This is a genomic window from Kocuria gwangalliensis, from assembly GCF_039544365.1.
Lineage (GTDB): Bacteria > Actinomycetota > Actinomycetes > Actinomycetales > Micrococcaceae > Kocuria > Kocuria gwangalliensis.
This window is the reverse complement of record NZ_BAABLN010000009.1, coordinates 116,624-138,098: the sequence shown is the minus strand read 5'-3', so window position 1 is coordinate 138,098 and position 21,475 is coordinate 116,624. Positions and strand designations below refer to the sequence as shown.

The following is a 21,475-nucleotide window of genomic DNA, read 5'->3' as shown; positions in this document are numbered from 1 at the left end:
TCGTGGCTGACCCGGGGATCAGTCCAACCGGAGTTCGTGGCGCAGCACCCTCACGTGGAAATCCTGGTGGGCCACGTAGAAGTCCTGGGTGCCGCAGGGTTGATAGCCCAGGCCCTGGTAGAACTCGGCCAGTCGTGGGCTGTTCACATCGCAGTCCAGGCGCACCACATGGCGGCCCGAGTCCCGCGTGACCTTCTCCGCGTGACGCACCAGCGCCGGACCCGTGTCAGTACCGCGTAGTGAACGATCCACGGCCACTCCGTGCACATAACCGGCGGGCTCTTCCTGCGCACCCCAGATCCTCAGGTCCTCCCACAGCACCTGGACGCTCGCCAGTACCACGGTGGGATCCTCGGGGGATTCAATAACCGACCACTCGCCGCGCTCAATTTCCTCGGCCACATCCCCCGGGTCGAATTCGCCCTCGCGCCACTGGTCGATTCCGCGCCCTTGGAGCCATCTGGCAATCCGATTGCGCAGGTCGACAATGCCCTGGGCGTGCTCGGAGCGCGCCGCGATGATGGGGCCGGGTGCGGTTTGGTGTTCTTCGAATGAATCAGGCACGTACACGAGAATAAGACACTCAGATGACAACTTATGACATGGAAAGTATCTTTCCTACGCTAGTGGCGGAACCTTCTTGACCCTGCTGAGTGCCCTGGCGTTAGGTGGAATTATCAACACCAAGCGCTAGGAAGGATGATTCTCTGTGGCTGAAAAGTTCACACTGCCCGATCTCCCGTATGACTACGCCGCTCTGGAGCCCCACATCTCGGCTCAGATCATGCAGTTGCACCACGACAAGCACCACAACACCTACGTGACCGGTGCCAACACTGCGCTCGAAAAGATGGAAGAGGCTCGCGCCAACGGTGACGCTGCCGGTGCCGCTAAGCTCTCCAAGGATCTCCAGTTCAACCTGGGTGGCCACATCAACCACTCCATTTTCTGGAAGAACCTTTCCCCGGAGGGCGGCGACAAGCCCGAGGGTGAGCTCGCAGCAGCCATCGACAACTTCTTTGGTTCTTTCGACAACTTCCGTGAGCACTTCACCGCCGTTGCCACCACCATTCAGGGCTCCGGCTGGGCAATCCTGGCGTACGAGCCCATTGCCGGCAATTTGGTGATCGAGCAGATGTACGACCAGCAGAACGGCGTTCCCGTTGCCACGATCCCGCTGCTGCAGCTGGACATGTGGGAGCACGCGTTCTACCTGGACTACCAGAACGTCAAGGCAGACTACGTCAAGGCCTTCTGGAACATCGTCAACTGGGCAGACGTCGCAGAGCGTTTCGAGAAGGCTCGCACCGGCGCCAAGTCCCTCATCTGATTGAGGATTCCAACCCGCACCCCACCCCTGTGAGGTGAATCGGAACCCCGCCCGGCAGCATTCGTTGCCGTGCGGGGTTTCGTCTTCCCCGAGCCGTTTTCATACCTGAGGAGAGCCGTGAGTACACCTCGTTTTCTGGTCACCCGAGAGATCCCGGAGCCGGGACCGTCCATCTTGAAGGGAGCGGGCGACGTCGTGATCAAGGACGGCATGAGCGCCCACGAACTGCGTGAGGCCGTGACGAGCGGCGAGTACGACGTGGTGCTCCCGCAGGTTTCCGACAAGTTCGATGCCGAACTGCTGGCCCAGGCAAAGATCCGCGGAATCGCCAACTACGCGGTGGGCTACAACAACATCGACGTGGCCGCGGCCGCAGACCACGGGATCGCCGTCGGCAATACCCCGGACGTGCTCAATGACGCGACCGCGAACACTGCCATGCTCTTGCTGCTGGGTGCCGCTCGCCGCGCGCATGAGGCCTCGGAATACCTGCGGGAGGGGAAGTTCACGGGCATCGGACCCAACCTGCTGGTGGGCCAGGACATCACCGGTGCCACGCTGGGGATCGCGGGCATGGGGCGCATCGGTAAAGCCATGGCCCATCGCGCCCTGGGGTTCGAGATGACGGTGATTTTCACGCAGCGCCCGCCCGAGGACCGCCCGGTGTCCGAGGACGAGCTGGGAGATCTGGCCGGACGCGTGACCCAGGTGCCGTGGGACGAACTGATCGAGACCAGCGACTACATTTCGCTGCACGTGCCGCTCACGGAGGACACCACCCACCTGATCAACGCGGAAGTGCTGCGCCGGATGAAGTCCACCGCGGTGTTGGTCAACACGGCCCGCGGCCCGGTAGTTGATGAAAATGCATTGGTCCGAGCGCTGCGAGATCGTGAGATCTTCGCCGCCGGGTTGGATGTGTTCGAGAACGAGCCCCACCTGGCCGAGGGTCTGGCCGATTTGCCCAACGCGTTCCTGCTGCCTCACGTGGGCTCCGCCGAGGTCGGTTCGCGCTCGGGCATGGCGCGCAAGGCCGCGGAGAATGCCGTGGCCATGGCGCGCGGTGAGACCCCGCCGTATGAGGTCACACCGTAAGACTCAGCGGGCCTTACAGTGTGCGGATCAGCTCGTACCACCGCGCAGCTCGGCGATGATCTGCGCGGTGGCGCGGATCGCGTGGTCGATATCCGCCTCGGTGGTTTCCCTGCCCAGGCTGAAGCGCACGGACGTGGTGGCCACCTCGGCGGGAATGCCCAAGGCCGTGAGCACGTGGGACGGTTCCGAGGAGCCGGTCGCGCACGCGGACCCGGACGAGACCAACACACCCTGATTCTCCAGATCCACGAGCACGGTCTCACCGTTCACGCCGGGGAAGCAGAAGAACGCATTGATCGGCAGGCGCGAGATCCCGTTCAACCCCGGCGACGCTCCGGTTTCACGCGGGTCCGGGCCGGTGAGGAGTGCGCCCGGTACGGAGCCGAGGATCCCGTGAATCAGACGGTCCCGCAGTGCGGTGACCCGGGCGGCGTATTCCTCCCGTTCCCGCTCCGCGAGCTGAAGGGCGGTGGCCAGTCCCACAGCGCCGGCCACGTTGGAGGTGCCCGAGCGGCGCCCTCGTTCCTGGCCCCCACCGCTCATGAGCGTGCGCAGGGGAGTGCCACGTTTGACCCACAACAGTCCGAGGCCCTGAGGCGTGCCGAACTTGTGCCCCGCCAGACTCAGCGCGCTGACACCGAGCTCGTTGACGTCCAACGGAAGGGTTGCCGCACTCTGGACCGCGTCCGTGTGCAGTGGAACTGCGAACTCCGCTGCAATCCGGGCGAGCTCGGGAATGTTCTGTACGGTCCCAACTTCGTTGTTCGCGAGCATTACGGAAGCCACGGCGACCGAGCTGGACCCCGGGGTGCTACCGGATCGGGAGCGGGCGGCGTCGTCCTCGGCCAGGGCGGCACGGAAGGTGTCCGGGGTGACGAAACCCGCCGAATCCACGGGCAACTCGACGGCGGTGAAGGCCTCGTGCCGGGCGAGTGAGCGGGCGGATTCCAGAACGGCGTCGTGCTCGATGGAGCTCACCAGGACTCGGTTCAATTCCGGCCGGCGCTCCCTGCGAGCCAACGCAATGCCCTTGACCGCCAAATTATCCGCCTCGGTGCCGCCGGAGGTGAAGATGATTTCACTCGGGTCGGCTCCCAAAACGGCGGCAATGCGCTCGCGGGCGTCATCCAGTGCGCGAGCGGCGTGCTGACCGCGTTCGTGATGACTGGATGCGTTGCCGAAATTTTGGGTGAGCCACGGCCACATCGCTTCAATGACTTCGCGGCGCGGCGCTGTGGTGGCTGCGTGATCCAGGTAAATCATGGTGTGACCTTTCGGGGTGGCTGACCTGTGATGACAGTGACGCCGAGGGGCGGAGTGCTGCAAAATAGAGTATGGAAGAAAACACGCTGACCACCATTGCCCAGTCCATGCTGAATAAGGCCCGCGAATCGTCCAGCGGTCGATCCGCGCACAACCTGTACGGCGGCCGCGAGCGCAAACTGCAGCAGACCCTGATTGCGTTGATTCAAGGCCAGGATCTCAAAGAACATGAAAATCCGGGTGAGGCCACGATCCAGGTGATCATCGGCCAGGTCCAACTGATTGCCGGCGAGGAGTCGATCATGCTCCACTCCGCCGACCACGCCGTGATCCCTCAGCAGCGACATTCCCTGCGCGCTCATGAGGACTCCGTGGTGTTGTTGACGCTTGTGGGTAAGGGCTGACGATCCCAGCCGTTTCGTATTCCTTGATGTTTCTTGAGGCGCGAAACAGCCTGATACGAGAAACAAAAGTCCTTCGATACCGCCCTCGCTGCGCGCTGTCATACGCGGGGGCTAAGAATATCCGACAGTTCCTGTACCAGGATGGTGAAACTGAGCGCAGCAGATTCGTCGCCTGCCGCGGCTACTTCGGCCAGACGGGGAAGAGTAGGCGTTATAGCCGTGCTCTGCGCAACGAGGAAAGCTAATGCCTCGTCCGACTCCTGGGCGGCAGCTTTGTCCAACTGGTGGCGGGAAAAACCGTCGACAATCTTGTCGAGTTCAACAGCCCTCAAAAGACGCAAGATATCGAGAGCGTCTTTCGGTTTGACTCGATCCCGTTTGTTGTTGTCCTTGTCTTCGAGCCGCTCTTTCAATTTGATGCACTTAGCTACGATGAGCGCTGCTGGCCCCGCCACGTTCACCTGGCACGTTCGACCGTCGTTTTGTGTTAAAGCGCCAAGCGTTCTGGTTTCGAAATCCACCAGGGTGGGCGCAAGTCCCCGGCCACGTCTTGCGGTCTCCCTGCCGTGCGGAGGAATTCTGGCTGATCTTCTGCCCACACCCGCCTGATGCTCTGACACCATGAGGTCAAGCGCAATCCCGGCTGGCCCGGTCCACTGGCCTGGATTGCCCCCAGTTTTCGTGATGAACCCATTCTTTTTGAGAACATCTTGAATCAGCGGGTTAGGACTCAGTTCAGCGGCATTGAGAGCTAGGTCTGCATCCGTGGTCATGATGGAAACCGAGAAGTCACCCTCGCCGGCCCATAGATAGACGGCCTGAGCACCGATCAGTATGACGTGATCCAAGTGATCGCGTAATGCCTCGAGGCCGTCCAGTAGGACCGACCTAGCTGCTATGTACTCCGGAGGAAGACTCATCCCGTTCTCGCATCCTTTTTCTCAGCCCACACGGTCCATCCGGAATCCGGATCGGGGCCTTGCTCGGAGAGGGAACTCATGATCTGGTCGGCTAAGTCGGCTTCCCGGCCGGGAAGGGATCTCAGGTCTACTAAGACTTGGCCCAATGGGGCCACCCAGCCATTGGCTCTCTCGCTGTATCGGGTGCACCGGAGGAGTTCGCGGTCCTTCGGGACTATCAACACCACGTTGGCCTGCGATTTATCGACGGGGTAAAGGCCGATTTCACGAGCGATTCGTTGTGGGGCGTCACAGTACGCGGCGATTTGTTTGCCGCTGACTACGGGGGTCTGACCGTCATTCAAATAGGCGAGGCCTCCGTGGACACCGGTGAGAACGGCGCGCCCGTCGCGCGCCAGTACTTCAGCTGCGTGCTTGAGGCCGCGGGGATCCAGGAACGACTCGACACGGGAGTTGCCCTTAGCCAGTGAATAGTCCTCGGCCCAGCGCTCAATCAGACCCTCCCGGTTGAGGGAGGCCACGGGGCCACGTCGACCTCGAGGTGCTATGACGCCTTCGCGTTCGAGTGTTGGTAACAACTTGGAGACCGTGCCCGGACTCACATGACAGCCATCAGCAATCTCTCGTATCCCGCGTGGCAAAGACGCTGTCACCAGGTAACGAAGTACCCGCGCAGTGGAGGCGCCGGTCAAACGCTGAATATTCTCGTTTCTAGGTTCTCGAGGTGCCCGAGTAGCGCCCGGTCGGTCAATGAGTACCGGGGGCTGATCGCTGACGATATGGACCCACCCAGTGGTATCCATACCGCTGAATCCCACCTCGGCCATGACTTCTCGAGTGCGTGGAGAAAAGTACTCCGATAACAAGCACGGGATCCCATGAATGTCACTCAAGGTCGACCTCAGGTGGGCGATAGTGTCTGTTCGAAGACCTGCGCCTTTCACTTCGACCGACAGGACCACGGGAGATCCAGATGGCGGTGTAATGGTCACAAGGGCATCCGCGAACGAGTGCCCCAAGTCTTTGGGACTGACCGTTTCAAGGCCCCAGGAGTCTGGCAACGCAGCAGCAAGGATCTCAAGACAGCGCGGTAGAACAACTGTTTCTTGATAGAACCCGTTTCGCATAGTGAGAAACATATCAAAATAAGAAACATTTGGACAGAGGTATCAAATCCTGAACTACGTCGTGGATAAGGGCTAATTCACCGCCATGTCCAGGCTCGGGTCCAGTGCCCGCAGCGAATGGTGAGCGTGCCGACCGAGATCACGCCCTCACTCATGGATGCGATCTTGCCAACCGTCTTCAACGTGACGCCATCCGACGAAAGAACATGAAGAAAATATGACACACTATGTGTTGTACATCACATTAGGGCCTTGAGGGGGAGACATGCGTAAGCTTCCGATCGTCACGTCCGGGTTAGTTGTGTTGGTGGCCCTGACAGGATGTGGCGGCACCGGGACGTCCGGTGGCACCGAGACCACGCAACCCGCCGCCACGGCCCAAATGACCTCGCAAACCTCCCCAACCATCGAGAGCTCCCCCACCGCTACGTCTGACGACGGCGCCAACCCCACTGAGGAGGCCTCACCCGGATCCACCCCCACCGAGGACCAAGAATCCTCGACACCTTCCGGGGACGCAACGGGGGACTCTTTTGCCACGGGCGGATCGACCAACTCAGCCGATCCCGAACCGACGTCCGGCGGGGCGTTGCCGCCCGACGTGAAGGGCCAAACTTTGGTCCTGGCCGACTTTTTCAATCCGGACAGCGACTGGACCGAGGGCCGATATGACGTGGCAGATCGGGGGTCAGTGTCCGGGATTGCGCGTGAAGTTAGTACCTGCGGCCTCGGGGACTCGGTGCCCACTCTGGAGCTGCGGCTCGCCAACAACTTCGACGACCTGAAGTTCGAGGTCGGGCAGAACAACGACTCCCGGTCCAGTGACCAGACGCTCACGGTACGAGTAGAAGGAAACAACAAGCAGCTGTATGTACAGACGATTCCCTTCAACGAGGTCCAGGATTTCTCGGTCCCGGTGGCCGATGTCAACGCCCTCAAAATCCAGTTCTACCTGGATGAGCAGAACGAGAACTGCTACCAGGGTTCAGTTCAGGCCGTGATCTACGACGTCGAGCTCCAGTAGTTCGAAGGTCCAACCGGAGAATATTGTGGCGGATTCCCCTTCTTCCCCTGAGGAGAACAAAGGAAAGAAGCGGCGTATAACGTCGAAGAGAAAAAACAGCGGCGAAGTTTTGCGGGTTATCGAGGTTTTTGCGGCCGTTGCGGCGGTTGTCGTGGCCATCATCTTCGGCGTACTGAATCTGCCTCCCGGTGGCGGGGACACCCAAACCAGCCTCTCACCCACGGCAACGACCTCCCCGGCCGGGGGCTCCCCGGAGACCACGGAGACTATCCAGGAAGAAGATACTCCCACACCCGCACCGGTGGCCGGTCCGAAGCCTGGAACATGCGGCCGGATAGAGGACGAAACGTTTGTTTCCGTGCCGTGCGATGTCCCTCATTCAGCCGAGATCATTCCTGCTTCCGTCGCGTGTAGTATCGAAGATTTCGTCCGATACGCGGGAGGAAACTCCGACCTGGACGTGCTGCACGAGGACATCCAAACCGGTGAAGTGGAGGGCGTATGCTCCGCACGGCTTGCCGGAACTGATCTCCAGCAGAGTTTCAAGGACATCCTGCGGCAGGACAATGGGCAACGTTTCAGGGAGTGCGTGGACGGCCTAGCCGGCGAGATCGTGCCGTGCAGTGAGGAGCACACCGGGGAGGTCGTGTTCCGTGAGGACCCAGCCAATCCCGCGGACCTGCAGTGCGATGAGCGCGCGGCGGAGTACATGGGCACATCAGTGCAGGGGCACTACCTGGAGCTGAACATTGTGAGCACGGAGGAATCGCCCCGCCGTTGCGTCGTCGAAGCTCGCGGGGCGAACTCCTTGACCGGTTCCCTCAGGGACCTGGGGTCCAAGGCGGTACCGATTGGCCCGTCCTACTGACGCACCGCAATGTCCAGGCCCAGGTCCAGCGCCCGCACCGAATGGGTGAGCGCCCCGACCGAGATGACGTCCACGCCCGTGGATGCGATCTTGCCAATGGTCTCCAACGTGACGCCGCCCGAGGCTTCCACAATTGCCCGGCCGTCCACCATGGCCACGCCGCTGATGAGGTCCGCGAGGGCAAAGTTGTCCAGCATGATGGTGTCCACACCGCCGGCCAGGACATCCTCGATCTGATCGAGCCGGTCCACCTCGACCTCCATATGTGTCGTGTGAGGCATATGTCGGCGCAGCTCGCGCAGTGCGTGCGTGACTGTTGCACCACCGGCCGTGAGCACGGCCAGGTGATTGTCCTTGAGCATTACAGCGTCCGAGAGCCCGAAGCGGTGATTGTGCCCGCCGCCGCAGGTCACCGCGTGTTTCTCCATCGCTCGCAGTCCCGGGGTGGTCTTGCGGGTATCGGCCACCCGGGTGCGGGTAATGGTCCCGGCGGGCAGCTTATTGGCGCCCTCCACCTCCGCAACGGCCTTTTCGACCTCGGCCACGTAGCGGGCGGTGAGCGTGGCGATCCCGGACATCCGCTGTGCCAGGTTCAGCACCGTGCGTTCGGCGGTCAACAGGGGCCGCGCGGGTCCGATAACGGTCGCGATGTCGGTTCCCGGAGTGATCGGGTCGCCATCGCGCATGTGGAGCGTGACTTCCAGCCGCGGGTCAACGGTGGTGAAACCCGTGCGGATAACCTCTTCGCCGGCAAACACTCCGTCCTCACGCGAAGTGATGGTCGCGGTGGCGGTGGCCTCCGCGGGGATCACGAGTTCCGACGTGATGTCACCCCACGGCGCGTCCTCGGCGAGGCTCGAGCGGATCACGGCTTCAACGGCCGAGCGAGTCAGCATGGACTGTCCTTTCGTGGGCGGGCACCGCTGCTGTAGCGGCAACCCACCGGGTGCTTACGGCTTGGCGGGGATCGGTGGCCGGGAAATCGGCTCGCTGATGGGCCCCGCGGGATTCGGTGCGGGACAGCGCGGCGGTCACCAGGGCATGCCCCACGGTCAACAAATTTTGATCTTCGATGTCGGCCAGGGTGTCCGGGGCTTCGGTTACATCCCACGACGACGACGCTGCCGACAGCCAGCCTCCCAGCCTCGCCTTCGCCTGCTCCAGGCCCTCCACCGTGCGGAAGACACCGGTGCCCTGCCACATGGCGTGCTGGAGGGCTTCTCGAGAGAATGGCCCGGCGGCGTCCGGGTGCGGACGTGGGAGCTCGCGGGGCTCTCGTTCAGTGCGGTGAGAGGCCGACCAGGGGTCCGAGGTCGGGGTCGATTCGGCCACCAGTTCACCGATGCGCCGGCCGAAGATGGCCGCTTCCAGCAGGGAGTTGGATGCCAAACGGTTGGCTCCGTGCATGCCGGTGCTCGAGCACTCCCCGGCGGCCCACAGGCCGGCCACGGTGGTATGCCCCAGCTCATCGGTGACAATGCCACCCATGTGGTAGTGCGCGGCCGGGCTCACAGGAACGAGTTCCGTGGACCAGTCGATGCCGTGAGCCTTGAGGCTCGCGTCGATGGTCGGGAACCGCCGGGCCAGGAACTCCGCTCGCGACAGTCCCTCCGGAACGGGGATGGTCGAGCAGTCCAGGTACACGGCGCCATTCGGAGAGCCGGTGCGAACCGCGAAGACCGCCCGGGCCACGACATCTCGCGGCGCGAGTTCTGCGCGCGGGTCCACATCGGTCATGAAGCGGTGACCGTGCTGATCACGAAGTACCGCACCTTCACCGCGGACTGCCTCCGAAATCAGGAACGATCCCGGTGCCGCCAACGCCGTGGGGTGGAACTGGAAGAACTCCAGGTCCCGAACCTCGGCGCCGGCGCGCAGAGCCAGAGCGATGCCGTCCCCGGTGGCCACCTCGGGGTTGGTCGTATACGGATACAGCTGACCGGCACCACCGGTTGCGAGCACCACGTGATCGGCGGCGAGGAACTCCTCGGCGCCCAACTGGCCGTCTGAAAGTACGGGGCGGATCGTGACGCCGATGGCATGTTGACCATCAGTCAGCACGCCGGTGACCAGTGTGTATTCCATAAGTCGTATATCTCCGACTGCCGCGGCATCACGCGTCCGCGCGGACAGCGCCTCCTGAATCGCGTGACCCGTGGCATCACCTCCGGCATGCAGGATCCGGGACACGCTGTGCGCCGCTTCCAAACCCTGAACCCAGGGCGATCCGGGCCCCGCCACGCGATCAAAGGCGACGCCGCGGTCGGTGAGGTCGCGAACGGCGTCGGCGGAATCTTGGACCACGCCCTGAACTACCGGCGGCTCGCACAAACCCGCGCCCGCGACCAGGGTGTCCTGGACGTGCAACTGGACGGAATCCTTGGGTTGGCCGTCGGGCAGGCTGCTGGTCATTGCGGCCATGCCACCCTGCGCGCGATCAGTTGCGGTGAGGGTGAGCGAGGCCTTGGTGATGACGGTGACGCGGGCGCCCGTCTCAGCCGCGGACAGCGCCGCGCTGAGGCCGGCAACCCCGCTGCCGACGACGATCACGTCAGTCATCAGTCACTTCTTCGGTACGGCGGCCAGCATCCGCTCGAGAGCCACGGAGGCCTCCTGAGCAACGCTGTCCGAGACGGAGACCTGATTGATCACGCGACCGGCCACCAGTTCTTCCAGAACCCACGCGAGGTAACCCGGGTGGATACGGTACATGGTGGAGCACGGGCAGATCACGGGATCCAGGCAGAAAATGGTGTGATCGGGGTGCTCGGCGGCCAAGCGGTTGACCATGTTGATCTCGGTGCCGATCGCGAAGGTCTGACCCGGCTCGGCAGCTTGAACGGCCTTGCGGATGTGGTCGGTGGAACCGGAGGAATCTGCGGCGTCCACGACCTCCATGGGGGACTCAGGGTGCACGATCACGGTGCAGCCGGGGTAGTCCGCGCGAGCCTGGTCGATCTGGCCCACGGTGAAGCGCTTGTGGACCGAGCAGAAGCCATGCCACAGGATCACACGGGAATTCCTGAGGTTCTGTGCGGTGTTGCCACCCAGTTCCTTGCGCGGATTCCATATGGGCATCTGCTCGAGCGGCACGCCCATGGCCTTGGCGGTGTTGCGCCCCAGGTGCTGGTCCGGGAAGAACAGCACGCGCTGGCCGCGCTTGAACGCCCACTCCAGGACGGTCTGCGCGTTCGAGGACGTGCACACAATGCCGCCATTGCGGCCGCAGAACGCCTTGAGCGCGGCCGAGGAGTTCATGTAGGTCACGGGGATCACGGAGGCGAGGGGTTGACCGTTCTCGTCCGTGACGGCTTGGCCGTCCTCGTCCACTGCGTGCGGGCCGAGTACGTCCATGAGGTCCGCCCAGCAATCCGCCACGGATGCCTCGTCGGCCATGTCCGCCATGGAGCAGCCCGCCGCGGGATTGGGCAGGATCACGGACTGGTTGTTCCGGGAGAGGATGTCAGCGGTCTCGGCCATGAAGTGCACGCCGCAAAACACAATGGCCTCCGCCTCCGGGTGGGCCTTGGCCTGCTGCGCGAGCTGGAACGAGTCACCGATGAAGTCCGCGTGCTTGACCACTTCATCACGCTGGTAGAAGTGCCCCATCACGACGGCGCGCTCGCCCAGGGCTTCCTTGGCCGCGACGATCATGGCGTCCAGCTCCTCGGGAGAGGCATCACGGTAGCGCTGTGGAATGGTGGGTTGGGCGGGGGAGCCGGCCGGAGCGACGTCGTTCTGGGACGCTCCGGGCCCGTAACCGTCCACGAGCGGGGTGGGGAACTCCCACGGATCCTGAGTGAGCGAGCTGTTGCACGAGCCGCCCTCGAGCGTCACGGCGGTGCCGGACGGGCGCGCGGGCAGGAGATTGAGCTGGGTGGCTACGGAGGTCATGAGGTCTCCTCGGTACGGTCTGACGTGGGATGACTGAACAGTGTGGACGGCTTGGCCGATGCAAAGCGGTAGAGCTTGGGCGGTCGATGTCGGGTGCCTTCCAGGCGCTCGCCGGTGTCCTCGAGCTGCCCGGATGACAGGACGTGGCGGCGGAAATTGGCGGGGTCCAGGGGGTCTCCGATAATTGCTTCGTGTACTTCGCGTAGCGCGGCGATCGTGAACGCCTCCGGGAGGAACGCCTGGGCCACGGTGGGCTCCGCAATTCGCTTCCGCAGCCGATCGAGGGCGTGGGTGACGATGTCCGAGTGGTCGAAGGCGAGATCCGGGAGGTCGGTGGCGCGCAGCCAGGTGACATTGATGTCGTTCTCGCCCATGGCCGCTTCCTGTGGGGGAAGTGAAGCCCAGTAAACGACCGTGACTTGGCGTTCCTCGGCGGCGGCGGACCGGGTCAGGCCGCCGAACGTGGCCAGCTGTTCCAGGTGCGTGGGTGTGAGGCCGGTGGTGAGGGTGAGGTCGCGCAGGGCGGAATCCTCGAGGGCCTCGTTGGAGCGGAGTGGCCCGCCGGGTAGGGCCCACATGCCGCGATACGGGTCGCGGATCCTGCGGACCAGGGGGAGCCACAGCTCGTGGCAACCGTTCTCGCCGGTGGGGCGGACGGTGAAAATCACGGTGGATACGGCCAGGAGCACACGCTGATCGGTCACGGTGGCTCCTTGTCTACTTGCCGTGGCGCGGAGCCGTTCGGTTAGTGTCAAAATGACTCTAACATCTTAAAGTCTAGTTGACTATAAGTGGGCACAGGGAGGTGCCGGACGCGGTGTGCTGTGGATCGGGGCGCAGGCGTGGTGAGGCGAGGCGCGGAACCAGGGGCGGCGTCGTCGGGCGAGGTGAAGCGGCATGTGAGGCAATTGCAGCGAGGCAATCTGGTGTGGAGAAAGTGCCGGATCCGGGCAGGATTTCGGCACTTCCATCACATGAGACTTAGCGCGTGCGTTTCCCTCACATCACGCTGTTCGTGCGAAACCGGTCCGGCATCGTTCGTGTTCAGCGCGAACAACGCCGATGCGCAGACACACCGTGGGATTGTGCGGCGCAGGCAGCGCGACCGCGCACGATGCTCACAAGGTTGAGAGAATGGTCCCCGTGCATCCCATTGATACCCCTGAGCTGATCGTCACTCGCGAATTCGAGGACGCCCTGCAGCGGCTGCATCACGGTGAAAATGTGTTCCTCACGGGCAAGGCGGGCACCGGTAAGTCCACGCTGATCCGCGAGTTCATGGCCCACACGCGCCGGAACGTGGTGGTCGTGGCACCGACCGGGATCGCCGCGCTCAACGTGCAGGGCTACACGATCCACCGGTTGCTGTCGCTGTATCCGGGCATGACCCCGGAGCAGGTGCGTACCGGAAAGTACTTCCCCGGCAGGTTCGCCCAGACGTTGCGGGAACTGCACACCCTGATCGTGGATGAGGCCTCCATGGTCCGTGCCGATCTCTTCGACTGCCTGGTGGCTGCGCTGGAAAGGTTTGGCCCCAAGCCCGGCCGGAAGTACGGAGGGGTGCAGTTGGTGCTGGTCGGGGATCTTTATCAGCTGCCTCCCGTGGTCACCGACTACGAGCGTGAACACTTCTCCACCCGCTACAAGACCCCGTACTTCTTCTCCGCGGACACCTACCACCCGGAGGATTTCGCCACGGTCGAGCTGAGCACGGTGTTCCGGCAGATCGGTGACAACCGTCTGGTCGACATTCTCAATGCCGTGCGTGAGGGCAGCCTGCTCGAGGAGGCCCGGCGAGAGCTCAATGCCCGCACGGATCCCGACTTCACGCCTCCCATCGAGGAATTCTGGCTGACGCTGACCACCACCAACCGCATGGCCACATCACGCAACCGCAGGATGCTCGAGCAGATCGAGGAGGAACCGATCCATCACGCCGCGATTCTCACCGGCGACCTGGACGGTTTTGAGATCCCCGTGGACAAGGAACTGGTCTTCAAGCGCGGCGCGCAGGTCATGATGCTCACCAACGATCCCGGCGATCGCTGGGTCAACGGCACGATCGCCAAGGTGGCCGACTACTTCTGGGACGACGGCGATTTGGTTGTTTTCGTCGAACTCCCCAATGGGGATTTCGTGAAGGTGGAACCCAACCTGTGGGAGGTCACGCGACCCGTCGTCGAGCACGGAACGCTCCGCCACGAGGTGATCGGCACCTACACCCAACTGCCGTTCCGCCTCGCGTGGGCCATCACCATTCACAAGAGCCAGGGCCAAACCCTCGACAACGTGGTGGTCGACCTGACGGGCGGCACATTCGCGGACGGCCAGTTGTACGTGGCGCTGAGCCGCTGCACATCCTTCGAGGGGCTCGTGCTGCGCCGCAACGTCCTGCCGCGCGACTTGAAGGTGGACCAGCGCATCCGCCGATTTCTACGGTCCGGTTCCCACGCGGTCCAGCCGTCCAAGGGCAACGTCTATTTGGGCATCTGCAGCGTGGGCGACGAAGGTGATCGCTGGCGTCCCCGCCCCGCGGAACTCGCCCTGGTCACCGACGACGGCCTGGAGCTCAGCACCCTGGTCAACCCCACCCGCGACATGGGCGACGCCCGCGTTGCCTACGACATCGCCGCCGGTCAGGTGCAACTCGCGCCCCTCCTCACGGATGCGTGGGCCGCGCTCGCCCCGCACCTGGCCGGCCGCATTCCGGTGGGCATCAACATCGATCGGCAGCTCGGGTACCTCGATTACGAACTCAAACGCACCGGTTACGTCACGCGCATGCCCATGGGGTACGACGTCGCCGCAACGCGACTTTCCGCGCAGCAGCGCCGCGCCCTCGACGCGCCGACCGCCCTTGAGCGTGCCCGAGCGGTGCGGGACCTGGTCGCGGGACAGGACGTCTCCGAGGCCATGGCGGATCCGTTCCCGGAGGCTCAGGATCATTCCGGGTATCTGATGCCCAGGCCCGGTGAGGGGGCGGAGTTCACCGTTCGGTGCAGTGCGGATGCCGCGGGAAATCCGCATGGCGTTCTCGCCGAGAAGCTACGGGAAGCTGTGAAGCGCGGAGGACTGTCGGCCGACAGTCTCGGCGTCATCCGTGTGGTGGAAGAGCAAACCGGTGAGCACATCCTGGGCGAGGCTGCTGACTCAGCCCAGGACATCGACTCCGTGCTGGTTCCCGGCGCTCGCATCTGCTTCACCGGAACGGTCATCGGTGCTGATGGGCGAGAAGTCCCTCGGGAGGGCCTGGAGGACATGGCCGTGGAGCGGGGATTGCGCCCGGTCGTCAATGTGACCAAGACCCGCTGCGATGTTCTAGTCACCGCCGAGGATGGTTCTCAATCCAACAAGGCCAAGAATGCGGCGAAGTGGGGCAAGCCGGTGTTCACCGCTCGTGAATTCATGGGGTGGTGGCGGGGTGAGGGCTTGTCGATCGAGGCAGGGCAGACCGCTCAGGTAAAAGTGGTGATTCGGTCGGACGAGGGTGTAACCCCGGGGCTCTCACAGGGCACTAAGTAGCACCGAGGATGCTATGGCGTTGAGAGTGACGTGCAGGATTAAAGGAGCCCAGATATTCCGGTGGAAAATCCCCAACCAGCACGTCGACAATCCAAGAACCAGCATGTAGGGCATGAGCTGAGGTGCCACATGTGCCAGGGCGAAAATCACGGTCGCCACGGTGACCGACACGGCTAGGTGCGTGGGTCGGTGCATGTCGTACGACACACCTTTGGAAGCCGTGGATCTAGGGTGCATATTGAGTTACGTTGGATGCCAAGAGCATTAAATCGATAAAAAAAGGTACTTTTATTTATGTTAACGACTATTACCACATTTGCCACTGGTCTTTCCTTAGCTGCATCATCAGTCTTATTCTCCTCTGGCCCGCCTGCTCAAAGTGAGATCAGTACCACTACATCATCCTCCCAGCAGGAGCTTGCTTCCAGTTTCGTCGAGGGAAGCGGCTCGTTTGAGAGTAATGCAGAGAGTTTGCTTAAAAATACTACAAAGGGCAGCTCCCAGGAAACTGAAAACCTTCTAGCGGATATAAAAGAAAAGGGCATTAATTCCGACAGTGGACTTCAGCTCGACGCGGAAAACGCCTTTGTTCTAAAAACGGAGGAAGGGTACTCCATGCTACGTGTACCTTTCAAGGGCGCGGATGGAGTTCTGAAGGAGTCTGGCGCGAGCTACTACTTTGATTCTGATGAAAACCTAGTATCCACCGGTGAAATTGTCCTCACCGAAAAGAGTTCAACCTCCGGAACGGTGCAACTCTGGCAAGACGGTACCAAGCAAGTTGACCAGTTAGTAGAGGATCCCCAGCAAAGTCAAAGCAGCAACGGTGTGGCGACTGTCGGCTTCAACTGGGACACGTTCAACAGCTGCCTTTCAAATGCTGGTATTGCCTCCTGGGCCATCGCTGCAATTGGCGTTGCATGCGGAGCTGCCTGCGCTGCAACCGCAGGACTCGGCTGCGTCGTTTGTGCAACCTCCACAGCAGGAATTACGGGTACTACTATTGGCGGTTGCGCCGGTCAGGCCATGGCATGATGGGGAAAAAATATCAAATCAACTTTTTTCTCATTCTCGGAATTATATGTCTGCTGGTAGCATCCCTTGATTCCATGAAAGACTTCTCTGGCATTTTATGGATATTCGCCTTTGGAATTTTTGCAACGAGTTCAGTTCTCGCTTTCAAGAATTATCGAAACGGGCGCAAGGAGCTAGCGCTTGAGGATTGAGCTATTCAAGATTCTTTAGACGCATGCGAATAGGGTGGCGACTTTGCCACTCTATTCGCATGCTTGGATGCGAAATTCAAAATTTGGATCACATATTTTGAGTCCACAAAAGAACGCCTTCCCAGTGGCGCGAAGGATTAGGTACCATAGGGATATGATGAATATCAAGGACTGGCCGCCAGGGCGTGGAAGATTGAGCTGTCCTTGATGAGGAGGGGAGCAGGCGCGTCCCGGCGGTCTGTTCCAAGGCATCCCGGTATGTTGATGCATTATGACCCGGATTTGGGGAAGCTGGGAGCTGCGGGAAAGGACCCCACAGGAGCCACAGGGAGGTTTTCTCACCGGGTTCCATGTTCAAGGGTTGTGAGCACGAGAGCGGCTGCGACGATATCCCCGATTCGTGAGGGCGAGAGAGTGACGCGGCGTGGGGCGGTCCAGCGTTGGCCCAGCAGCGCGTTGGCCCGTTCCCCGATGGCCCGCATCCTGGTGAGCAGCCCGTTGTACGTACGGTTGCCAATCCCCAGATTGGCGCCCTTGATCGGGGTGTGCACCCCGATGCCAGTTCCTTGGTAGCCCTTGTCCGCTAGGGTCGGCAACCCGGCCGCAGCCACCGGGTACAGCGCCCCCAGGCAGTGTTTTCGGGCGGCGGTGATGTCGTGGGTGGAACCGGGCTCCACTGGGGAGGTCCACAACGGAAAGCCGCTCGGATCAGCGACGACTTGGATGTTGCCGCCAAATTTTTTGTGTTTACCCGAGTACCAGGCGTGATTGCCGGCCTCGGTGCGTTCGGCCAGCGAAGTCGGTGGGAATGAGCGTGCCGTCCAAGGTCAGATAAGGCAGCTCGTCGGTCTTCGCCCGGGCAAGGGCTTCATGCAGGTCAGGTGCCTGGGCGGCGAGCACCTTAATGCCCTCATGCAGATATACCGGTAGGCCGTGGCCTGGGACAGCCCATGGTCCCGGCCCAGGGCCGCCACGCGGGTAGCGTCGCGGAAATTGCTGCAGCATCAGCTTGGCTTGGGTGCCAACAGTGCCGGCTCGCTGAGCGGGGCGGCGGTCGTGGGTGGTGCGGTGGCGGTGGAGCAGGCCGGTGAGGAACTCCAAGGTCTCGACAGGGACGTCGCAGATGGCAGAATAGTTGAACACGTAGGGTCCTTGCAGCGGACGGCGGTCTTGGTCGACTACCCATCCTGGGCGAGGGCCCTACGCCATGTCACCTCGCCCCGGGTGCTGATTGATGCCGCCGCCCCAAAGCTAATCCTGGTGAGAAAACCTCAATGATTCTTGGATTGGCGTTCCCAGGCCCTGGGTCTGGCGGCCCAATGATTCAGCCACGGACTCCGACAGGATTGATTGGATTTCCGCTTCCAAGGATCGGCCGTGAAAAGTTGCGCGGCGTTGGAGCGCAGCAATGACCTGGGCCTCGAGGTTCCGGATGATCACGGTGGCCATGATGCCTCCTTGAATGTCGTGTCATCACAAGGCTAGTGGCGACATTCAGGGATCGGAATACTTACTGAACGGCACTCGCGCTGGAACCGTCGCCGGTGGGGTCGCCGGTGAGAGCGGCGTCGTCGTCGGGAAGAATGGTGCGCTGGCGACCCTTGCCCTTGACGAACGTGAAGAACACGCCGGTCATGATGACCAGCCACGCGAGGCCCACGATCAGGGCAATGCGAGTGTCCGGGGTGAAGGCGAGCAGCACGATCACGAAAGCCATGAACGCCAATGCGAGGTAGGTGCTCACGCGGCCGCCGGGTAGCGGGTAGGAGCTGCGCGGGGCACCGGCGCGGGCCCGTTCGCGGGACATGCCCGCGTGGGACAGCAGGATCATGATCCACACCCATACCGTGGCGAACGTGGCCAGGGAGGCGATGATCAGGAAGACGTTTTCGGGGATCACGGCGTTGAGGATCACGCCGATCACCAGAACTCCGGCCATCAAGACAACCGTGAGGGTCGGAACGCCGGTGCGGCCCACATGCGTGAAGGCGCGGGGCGCGTGACCCTGCTGGGCCAGACCGTAGACCATGCGACCGGAACCGAAAATATCCGAATTGATGGCGGAGATCGCGGCCGTGATGATCACCGCGTTGAGGATGTGCGCGGCGAAGGGCACGCCCAGGGAATCAAAGATCTGCACGAAGGGGCTGATCTCACCGGTGACCTCGTTCCAGGGGAACAAGCACATGAGCACGAAGAGTGTGAGCACGTAGAAGAGCAGGATGCGCACGGGAACCGTGTTGATTGCGGCGGGGATGGTCTTGGAGGGGATCTTGGCCTCACCGGCGGTGATGCCAATGGTCTCGATGCCACCGAACGCGAACATCACCACGGAGAAGGACAGCAACAGGCCGGTGAGGCCATTGGGGAACAGGCCGCCGTGATCAACCAGGTTGTGCAGCCCGGGCGGTGTGCTGGAGGGGACGGAGAAGCCGAAGACCAGGATGGCGAAACCGCCCACGATCATCAAAATGATGGCCGTGACCTTCACAAGGGTCAGCCAGAACTCCAGCTCACCGAACACCTTGACGTTGAGCAGGTTCAAGCCCGTGATGAGTAAAACGATGGCCAGAACCCAGATCCACTGGGGTGTGTCCGGGAACCAGAACTGCATGTAAATGCCGAAGGCCGTGACGTCCGCCAGGGCCACGATGGCCATTTCGAACACGAACGTCCACCCCGTGATGAAACCGGCGAGCGGTCCCAGGTAGCGGCCCGCGTACTGACCGAACGAACCCGTCACCGGGTGCAGCACGGCCATCTCGCCGAGCGCGCGCATTACCAGGAACACCACCGCGCCGCCGATCATGTACGCGAACAGCACGGCGGGACCGGCGGCTTGGATGGCGGAGGCGGAACCGTAGAACAGGCCGGTTCCAATGGCCGAGCCCAGCGCCATGAAACGCACGTGGCGCACGGTCAGGCCGCGTTTGAGGGCAGCGGGGAATTCGCTCACGGGACTACCTTCAGTAGGTGATTCTGCTCAGGCTTTGCTCAGAAAATGCGTGCCGCGCGGCACGGAAGCCTCTAGGAGGCTACACCCGTTATCGGGCTCCTTCTCGACCCGGCTTCTTAACTCGGCGGCGGGCGAGGTGACGCGGGATGCACGGTTCGTAACGCTCGCGCGCACAAGCGCGCCACGGCCCGCCATCACTGGCGGACATTCAACCGGCGGGTAGTTTGGGCGTCAACCGATCGTGACCGCCTCGAGAAATGAGCAGCGCCATGTCTTCGTCATCGCAGCCAACCACCGCCCGGAAGAAGCCGAAGAGCGGCGAGGGCCCGCTGCTCAGGGCGCTCAACTGGATCGAATGGGTGGGCAACAAACTCCCGGATCCGTTCTGGCTGTTCTTCATCCTGGCGGGCATCGTGTTGCTGCTCAGCTGGATCCTCTCCGCGGTGGGGTTGAGCGCGGTGAACCCGGCCACGGAGGAAACCATCCAGGTCACCAACCTCCTGGCCCCGGAGGGCCTGCGGCAGATCGTCTCGGACGCGGTCACCAACTTTGTGGAGTTCCCGCCGCTGGGCCTGGTGGTCGTGATCCTGCTGGGCGTTGCGGTGGCCGAGGAATCCGGGATGCTCTCGGCCGCGCTGCGCGGTTCGGTCTCGCGCGTGGGCCCCAAGTGGCTGACGTTCGTGCTCGCGCTGACCGGGATCGCCGGCTCGATCGCGGCGGACGCCATGTACGTGGTGCTCATCCCGCTCGGCGCGCTCGCCTTCAAAGCTGCCGGGCGCTCGCCGGTGGTCGGGCTGATCGTTGCGTTCTGCGCGGTCGCGGCGGGCTTCAACGCGTCACTGTTGCCCACGGCGTCGGACGCGTTGCTCGCGGGCATTACAACGGCGGCTGCGGGCCTCATCGACGACAGCGTGCTGGTCACCCCCATCTCCAACTACTTCTTCACGTTCGTCTCATCCCTGGTGCTGGCCGCGATCATCACCGTGGTCACCGAAACCGTGCTGGCCAAACGTGGGGAGGCCATCGAGGAGGACACGGACACCAAGGAACAGAACATGGGCAGCTTCGAGGACATGTTTCTCACCCCCCGTGAGAAGCGCGGCCTGCGCAACAGCGGCATTGCCTTTGCCGTCATGCTCGCCATGTACCTGGCGTTACTGCTGACCCCGGGCTCACCCCTGCGCGCCGAGGACGGCTCCATCCTGATGTCCCCGCTGCTGCTGAACGTGGGCATTGTGATCGCGTTGATGTTCGCGGTCATGGGCTGGGTTTACGGTCGCGCCGCCGGCACCATGACCCGGGCCCGGCAGATCCCGGAAGCCATGGCCAAGGGGCTGTCCTCCGTGGCGCCGGTGCTCGTGCTGTTCTTCGCGGCCGCGCAGTTCACCGCGTACTTCCAATGGTCCGGAATCGGCCCGGTGCTCGCGGTCTACGGCGCGGACTTCATTGGCGGACTGGGGCTGCACCCGATCATCACGTTCACCGGTGTGGTGGCCATCGTGGCGGTCATGAACCTGTTGATCACCTCCGGTTCCGCGCAGTGGACGCTGCTGGCGCCGGTCATGGTCCCCATGCTCATGCTGTTGAACGTGTCACCGGAAATGACGCAGGCGCTGTTCCGGATCGGCGATTCACCCACCAATGTGATCAGCCCGGTCAGCCCGTATTTCGCGCTGGTCCTGGGGTACTTGCGGCGCTACCAGAAGGATGCCGGCGTGGGCACGCTGATCTCACTGGTGCTTCCCATTTCCCTTGCCATGCTGGTCGGCTGGTTTGCGCTGTTCGTGGTCTGGTACGTGCTGGGCATCCCGTTGGGACCGCAGGATCTGTAAGAAACACTCAGTAA

Annotated in this window: 19 protein-coding genes and 2 pseudogenes; 8 read left to right on the top strand and 13 right to left on the bottom strand. The window is 62.6% G+C overall.

Translation table 11 applies throughout. The annotated features are described in order from the left end of the window. Nucleotides 1-18: 18 nt before the first annotated feature. The gene (locus tag ABEA06_RS04820) at nucleotides 19-564 is read right to left on the bottom strand and encodes a GNAT family N-acetyltransferase (protein WP_303383135.1); all 546 of its coding nucleotides are present in this window, start codon (nucleotides 562-564) and stop codon (nucleotides 19-21) included. Nucleotides 565-709: 145 nt separating this feature from the next. Here ABEA06_RS04820 and ABEA06_RS04815 point away from each other — a divergent pair, with 145 nt between their 5' ends. Then, nucleotides 710-1,330, top strand: coding sequence for a superoxide dismutase (locus tag ABEA06_RS04815; protein ID WP_345310758.1), 621 nt, complete (start codon nucleotides 710-712; stop codon nucleotides 1,328-1,330). A gap of 117 nt (nucleotides 1,331-1,447) precedes the next feature. Further along, entirely contained in the window at nucleotides 1,448-2,425 is a 978-nt protein-coding gene (locus tag ABEA06_RS04810; protein ID WP_345310757.1) for a 2-hydroxyacid dehydrogenase, read from the top strand. 27 nt (nucleotides 2,426-2,452) lie between these two features. On the opposite strand, the gene ABEA06_RS04805 is transcribed toward ABEA06_RS04810, so the two are convergent. Continuing rightward, complete coding sequence (locus tag ABEA06_RS04805; protein WP_345310756.1) at nucleotides 2,453-3,688, bottom strand: cysteine desulfurase family protein; 1,236 nt, start codon at nucleotides 3,686-3,688, stop codon at nucleotides 2,453-2,455. A 71-nt stretch (nucleotides 3,689-3,759) separates the two neighbouring features. Here ABEA06_RS04805 and ABEA06_RS04800 point away from each other — a divergent pair, with 71 nt between their 5' ends. Continuing rightward, nucleotides 3,760-4,092, top strand: coding sequence for a cupin domain-containing protein (locus tag ABEA06_RS04800; RefSeq protein WP_345310755.1), 333 nt, complete (start codon nucleotides 3,760-3,762; stop codon nucleotides 4,090-4,092). Nucleotides 4,093-4,190: 98 nt separating this feature from the next. Here the strand turns inward: ABEA06_RS04800 and ABEA06_RS04795 are convergent, their stop codons facing one another. The 3 genes and pseudogenes from ABEA06_RS04795 to ABEA06_RS14545 form a co-directional block, all read right to left on the bottom strand. Further along, nucleotides 4,191-5,012 carry a GSU2403 family nucleotidyltransferase fold protein gene (locus ABEA06_RS04795; protein ID WP_345310754.1) on the bottom strand — a complete coding sequence of 274 codons (822 nt, stop codon included), beginning with the start codon at nucleotides 5,010-5,012 and terminating at the stop codon, nucleotides 4,191-4,193. Then, nucleotides 5,009-5,533, bottom strand: a complete 525-nt coding sequence (locus ABEA06_RS04790; protein ID WP_303383450.1) for a hypothetical protein — start codon at nucleotides 5,531-5,533, stop codon at nucleotides 5,009-5,011. The genes ABEA06_RS04795 and ABEA06_RS04790 overlap by 4 nt, the downstream gene beginning before the upstream one ends. A 36-nt stretch (nucleotides 5,534-5,569) precedes the next feature. After that, nucleotides 5,570-5,815 (bottom strand): annotated as a pseudogene (locus tag ABEA06_RS14545) (helix-turn-helix domain-containing protein); the annotation flags it as partial. Nucleotides 5,816-6,404: 589 nt separating this feature from the next. Between ABEA06_RS14545 and ABEA06_RS04785 the strand changes: the two are divergent. Together ABEA06_RS04785 and ABEA06_RS04780 are read left to right on the top strand one after the other, a co-directional pair. Continuing rightward, a complete protein-coding gene (locus ABEA06_RS04785) occupies nucleotides 6,405-7,163 on the top strand; it encodes a hypothetical protein (RefSeq protein WP_345310753.1) in 759 nt (252 codons plus the stop codon). A gap of 109 nt (nucleotides 7,164-7,272) precedes the next feature. Then, on the top strand, nucleotides 7,273-8,031 hold the full coding sequence (locus ABEA06_RS04780; protein ID WP_303383448.1) for a hypothetical protein: 759 nt from the start codon (nucleotides 7,273-7,275) through the stop codon (nucleotides 8,029-8,031). Here the strand turns inward: ABEA06_RS04780 and nadC are convergent. Genes nadC through ABEA06_RS04760 form a run of 4 tightly spaced genes read right to left on the bottom strand, consistent with a single transcriptional unit; the run spans nucleotide 8,025 to nucleotide 12,629 of the window. After that, the gene (gene nadC, locus ABEA06_RS04775) at nucleotides 8,025-8,927 is read right to left on the bottom strand and encodes a carboxylating nicotinate-nucleotide diphosphorylase (protein ID WP_345310752.1); all 903 of its coding nucleotides are present in this window, start codon (nucleotides 8,925-8,927) and stop codon (nucleotides 8,025-8,027) included. The two genes, ABEA06_RS04780 and nadC, sit on opposite strands and share 7 nt — an antisense overlap. After that, nucleotides 8,905-10,590, bottom strand: coding sequence for an L-aspartate oxidase (gene nadB, locus ABEA06_RS04770; RefSeq protein WP_345310751.1), 1,686 nt, complete (start codon nucleotides 10,588-10,590; stop codon nucleotides 8,905-8,907). The genes nadC and nadB overlap by 23 nt, the downstream gene beginning before the upstream one ends. A 3-nt stretch (nucleotides 10,591-10,593) precedes the next feature. Further along, on the bottom strand, nucleotides 10,594-11,925 hold the full coding sequence (nadA, locus tag ABEA06_RS04765; RefSeq protein ID WP_345310750.1) for a quinolinate synthase NadA: 1,332 nt from the start codon (nucleotides 11,923-11,925) through the stop codon (nucleotides 10,594-10,596). Then, entirely contained in the window at nucleotides 11,922-12,629 is a 708-nt protein-coding gene (locus ABEA06_RS04760) for an NUDIX hydrolase (RefSeq protein ID WP_345310749.1), read from the bottom strand. The genes nadA and ABEA06_RS04760 overlap by 4 nt, the downstream gene beginning before the upstream one ends. A 430-nt stretch (nucleotides 12,630-13,059) precedes the next feature. Here ABEA06_RS04760 and ABEA06_RS04755 point away from each other — a divergent pair, with 430 nt between their 5' ends. Continuing rightward, nucleotides 13,060-15,447 (top strand): AAA family ATPase, encoded by a 2,388-nt coding sequence (locus tag ABEA06_RS04755; protein WP_345310748.1) that lies wholly within the window; start codon nucleotides 13,060-13,062, stop codon nucleotides 15,445-15,447. Here the strand turns inward: ABEA06_RS04755 and ABEA06_RS14540 are convergent. After that, the gene (locus ABEA06_RS14540) at nucleotides 15,430-15,642 is read right to left on the bottom strand and encodes a CPBP family glutamic-type intramembrane protease (protein ID WP_425559493.1); all 213 of its coding nucleotides are present in this window, start codon (nucleotides 15,640-15,642) and stop codon (nucleotides 15,430-15,432) included. The two genes, ABEA06_RS04755 and ABEA06_RS14540, sit on opposite strands and share 18 nt — an antisense overlap. A 99-nt stretch (nucleotides 15,643-15,741) precedes the next feature. Here ABEA06_RS14540 and ABEA06_RS04750 point away from each other — a divergent pair, with 99 nt between their 5' ends. Further along, nucleotides 15,742-16,482 (top strand): hypothetical protein, encoded by a 741-nt coding sequence (locus ABEA06_RS04750; protein ID WP_345310747.1) that lies wholly within the window; start codon nucleotides 15,742-15,744, stop codon nucleotides 16,480-16,482. A 529-nt stretch (nucleotides 16,483-17,011) separates the two neighbouring features. Here the strand turns inward: ABEA06_RS04750 and ABEA06_RS04745 are convergent. The 3 genes and pseudogenes from ABEA06_RS04745 to ABEA06_RS04735 form a co-directional block, all read right to left on the bottom strand. Then, a pseudogene (locus ABEA06_RS04745) lies at nucleotides 17,012-17,816 on the bottom strand (transposase family protein). A 108-nt stretch (nucleotides 17,817-17,924) separates the two neighbouring features. Beyond that, the gene (locus ABEA06_RS04740) at nucleotides 17,925-18,122 is read right to left on the bottom strand and encodes a FitA-like ribbon-helix-helix domain-containing protein (protein WP_345310746.1); all 198 of its coding nucleotides are present in this window, start codon (nucleotides 18,120-18,122) and stop codon (nucleotides 17,925-17,927) included. A gap of 61 nt (nucleotides 18,123-18,183) precedes the next feature. Continuing rightward, the gene (locus tag ABEA06_RS04735) at nucleotides 18,184-19,572 is read right to left on the bottom strand and encodes an amino acid permease (RefSeq protein WP_345310785.1); all 1,389 of its coding nucleotides are present in this window, start codon (nucleotides 19,570-19,572) and stop codon (nucleotides 18,184-18,186) included. A gap of 326 nt (nucleotides 19,573-19,898) precedes the next feature. On the opposite strand from ABEA06_RS04735, the gene ABEA06_RS04730 reads away from it, so the two are divergent. After that, nucleotides 19,899-21,461: an AbgT family transporter gene (locus tag ABEA06_RS04730; protein ID WP_303382360.1), complete on the top strand. Its 1,563-nt coding sequence runs from the start codon at nucleotides 19,899-19,901 to the stop codon at nucleotides 21,459-21,461. Nucleotides 21,462-21,475: the final 14 nt, after the last annotated feature.

What these genes read in the sequence shown, in the direction of transcription:
- ABEA06_RS04805 (WP_345310756.1), bottom strand. Translation starts at nt 3,688, where the DNA reads ATGATTTACCTGGATCACGCAGCCACCACAGCGCCGCGCCGCGAAGTC.
- ABEA06_RS04800 (WP_345310755.1), top strand. Translation starts at nt 3,760, where the DNA reads ATGGAAGAAAACACGCTGACCACCATTGCCCAGTCCATGCTGAATAAG.
- ABEA06_RS04795 (WP_345310754.1), bottom strand. Translation starts at nt 5,012, where the DNA reads ATGAGTCTTCCTCCGGAGTACATAGCAGCTAGGTCGGTCCTACTGGAC.
- ABEA06_RS04785 (WP_345310753.1), top strand. Translation starts at nt 6,405, where the DNA reads ATGCGTAAGCTTCCGATCGTCACGTCCGGGTTAGTTGTGTTGGTGGCC.
- nadC (WP_345310752.1), bottom strand. Translation starts at nt 8,927, where the DNA reads ATGCTGACTCGCTCGGCCGTTGAAGCCGTGATCCGCTCGAGCCTCGCC.
- nadB (WP_345310751.1), bottom strand. Translation starts at nt 10,590, where the DNA reads ATGACTGACGTGATCGTCGTCGGCAGCGGGGTTGCCGGCCTCAGCGCG.
- nadA (WP_345310750.1), bottom strand. Translation starts at nt 11,925, where the DNA reads ATGACCTCCGTAGCCACCCAGCTCAATCTCCTGCCCGCGCGCCCGTCC.
- ABEA06_RS04755 (WP_345310748.1), top strand. Translation starts at nt 13,060, where the DNA reads ATGGTCCCCGTGCATCCCATTGATACCCCTGAGCTGATCGTCACTCGC.
- ABEA06_RS14540 (WP_425559493.1), bottom strand. Translation starts at nt 15,642, where the DNA reads ATGCACCGACCCACGCACCTAGCCGTGTCGGTCACCGTGGCGACCGTG.
- ABEA06_RS04750 (WP_345310747.1), top strand. Translation starts at nt 15,742, where the DNA reads ATGTTAACGACTATTACCACATTTGCCACTGGTCTTTCCTTAGCTGCA.
- ABEA06_RS04740 (WP_345310746.1), bottom strand. Translation starts at nt 18,122, where the DNA reads ATGGCCACCGTGATCATCCGGAACCTCGAGGCCCAGGTCATTGCTGCG.
- ABEA06_RS04735 (WP_345310785.1), bottom strand. Translation starts at nt 19,572, where the DNA reads ATGGCGCTGGGCTCGGCCATTGGAACCGGCCTGTTCTACGGTTCCGCC.
- ABEA06_RS04730 (WP_303382360.1), top strand. Translation starts at nt 19,899, where the DNA reads ATGTCTTCGTCATCGCAGCCAACCACCGCCCGGAAGAAGCCGAAGAGC.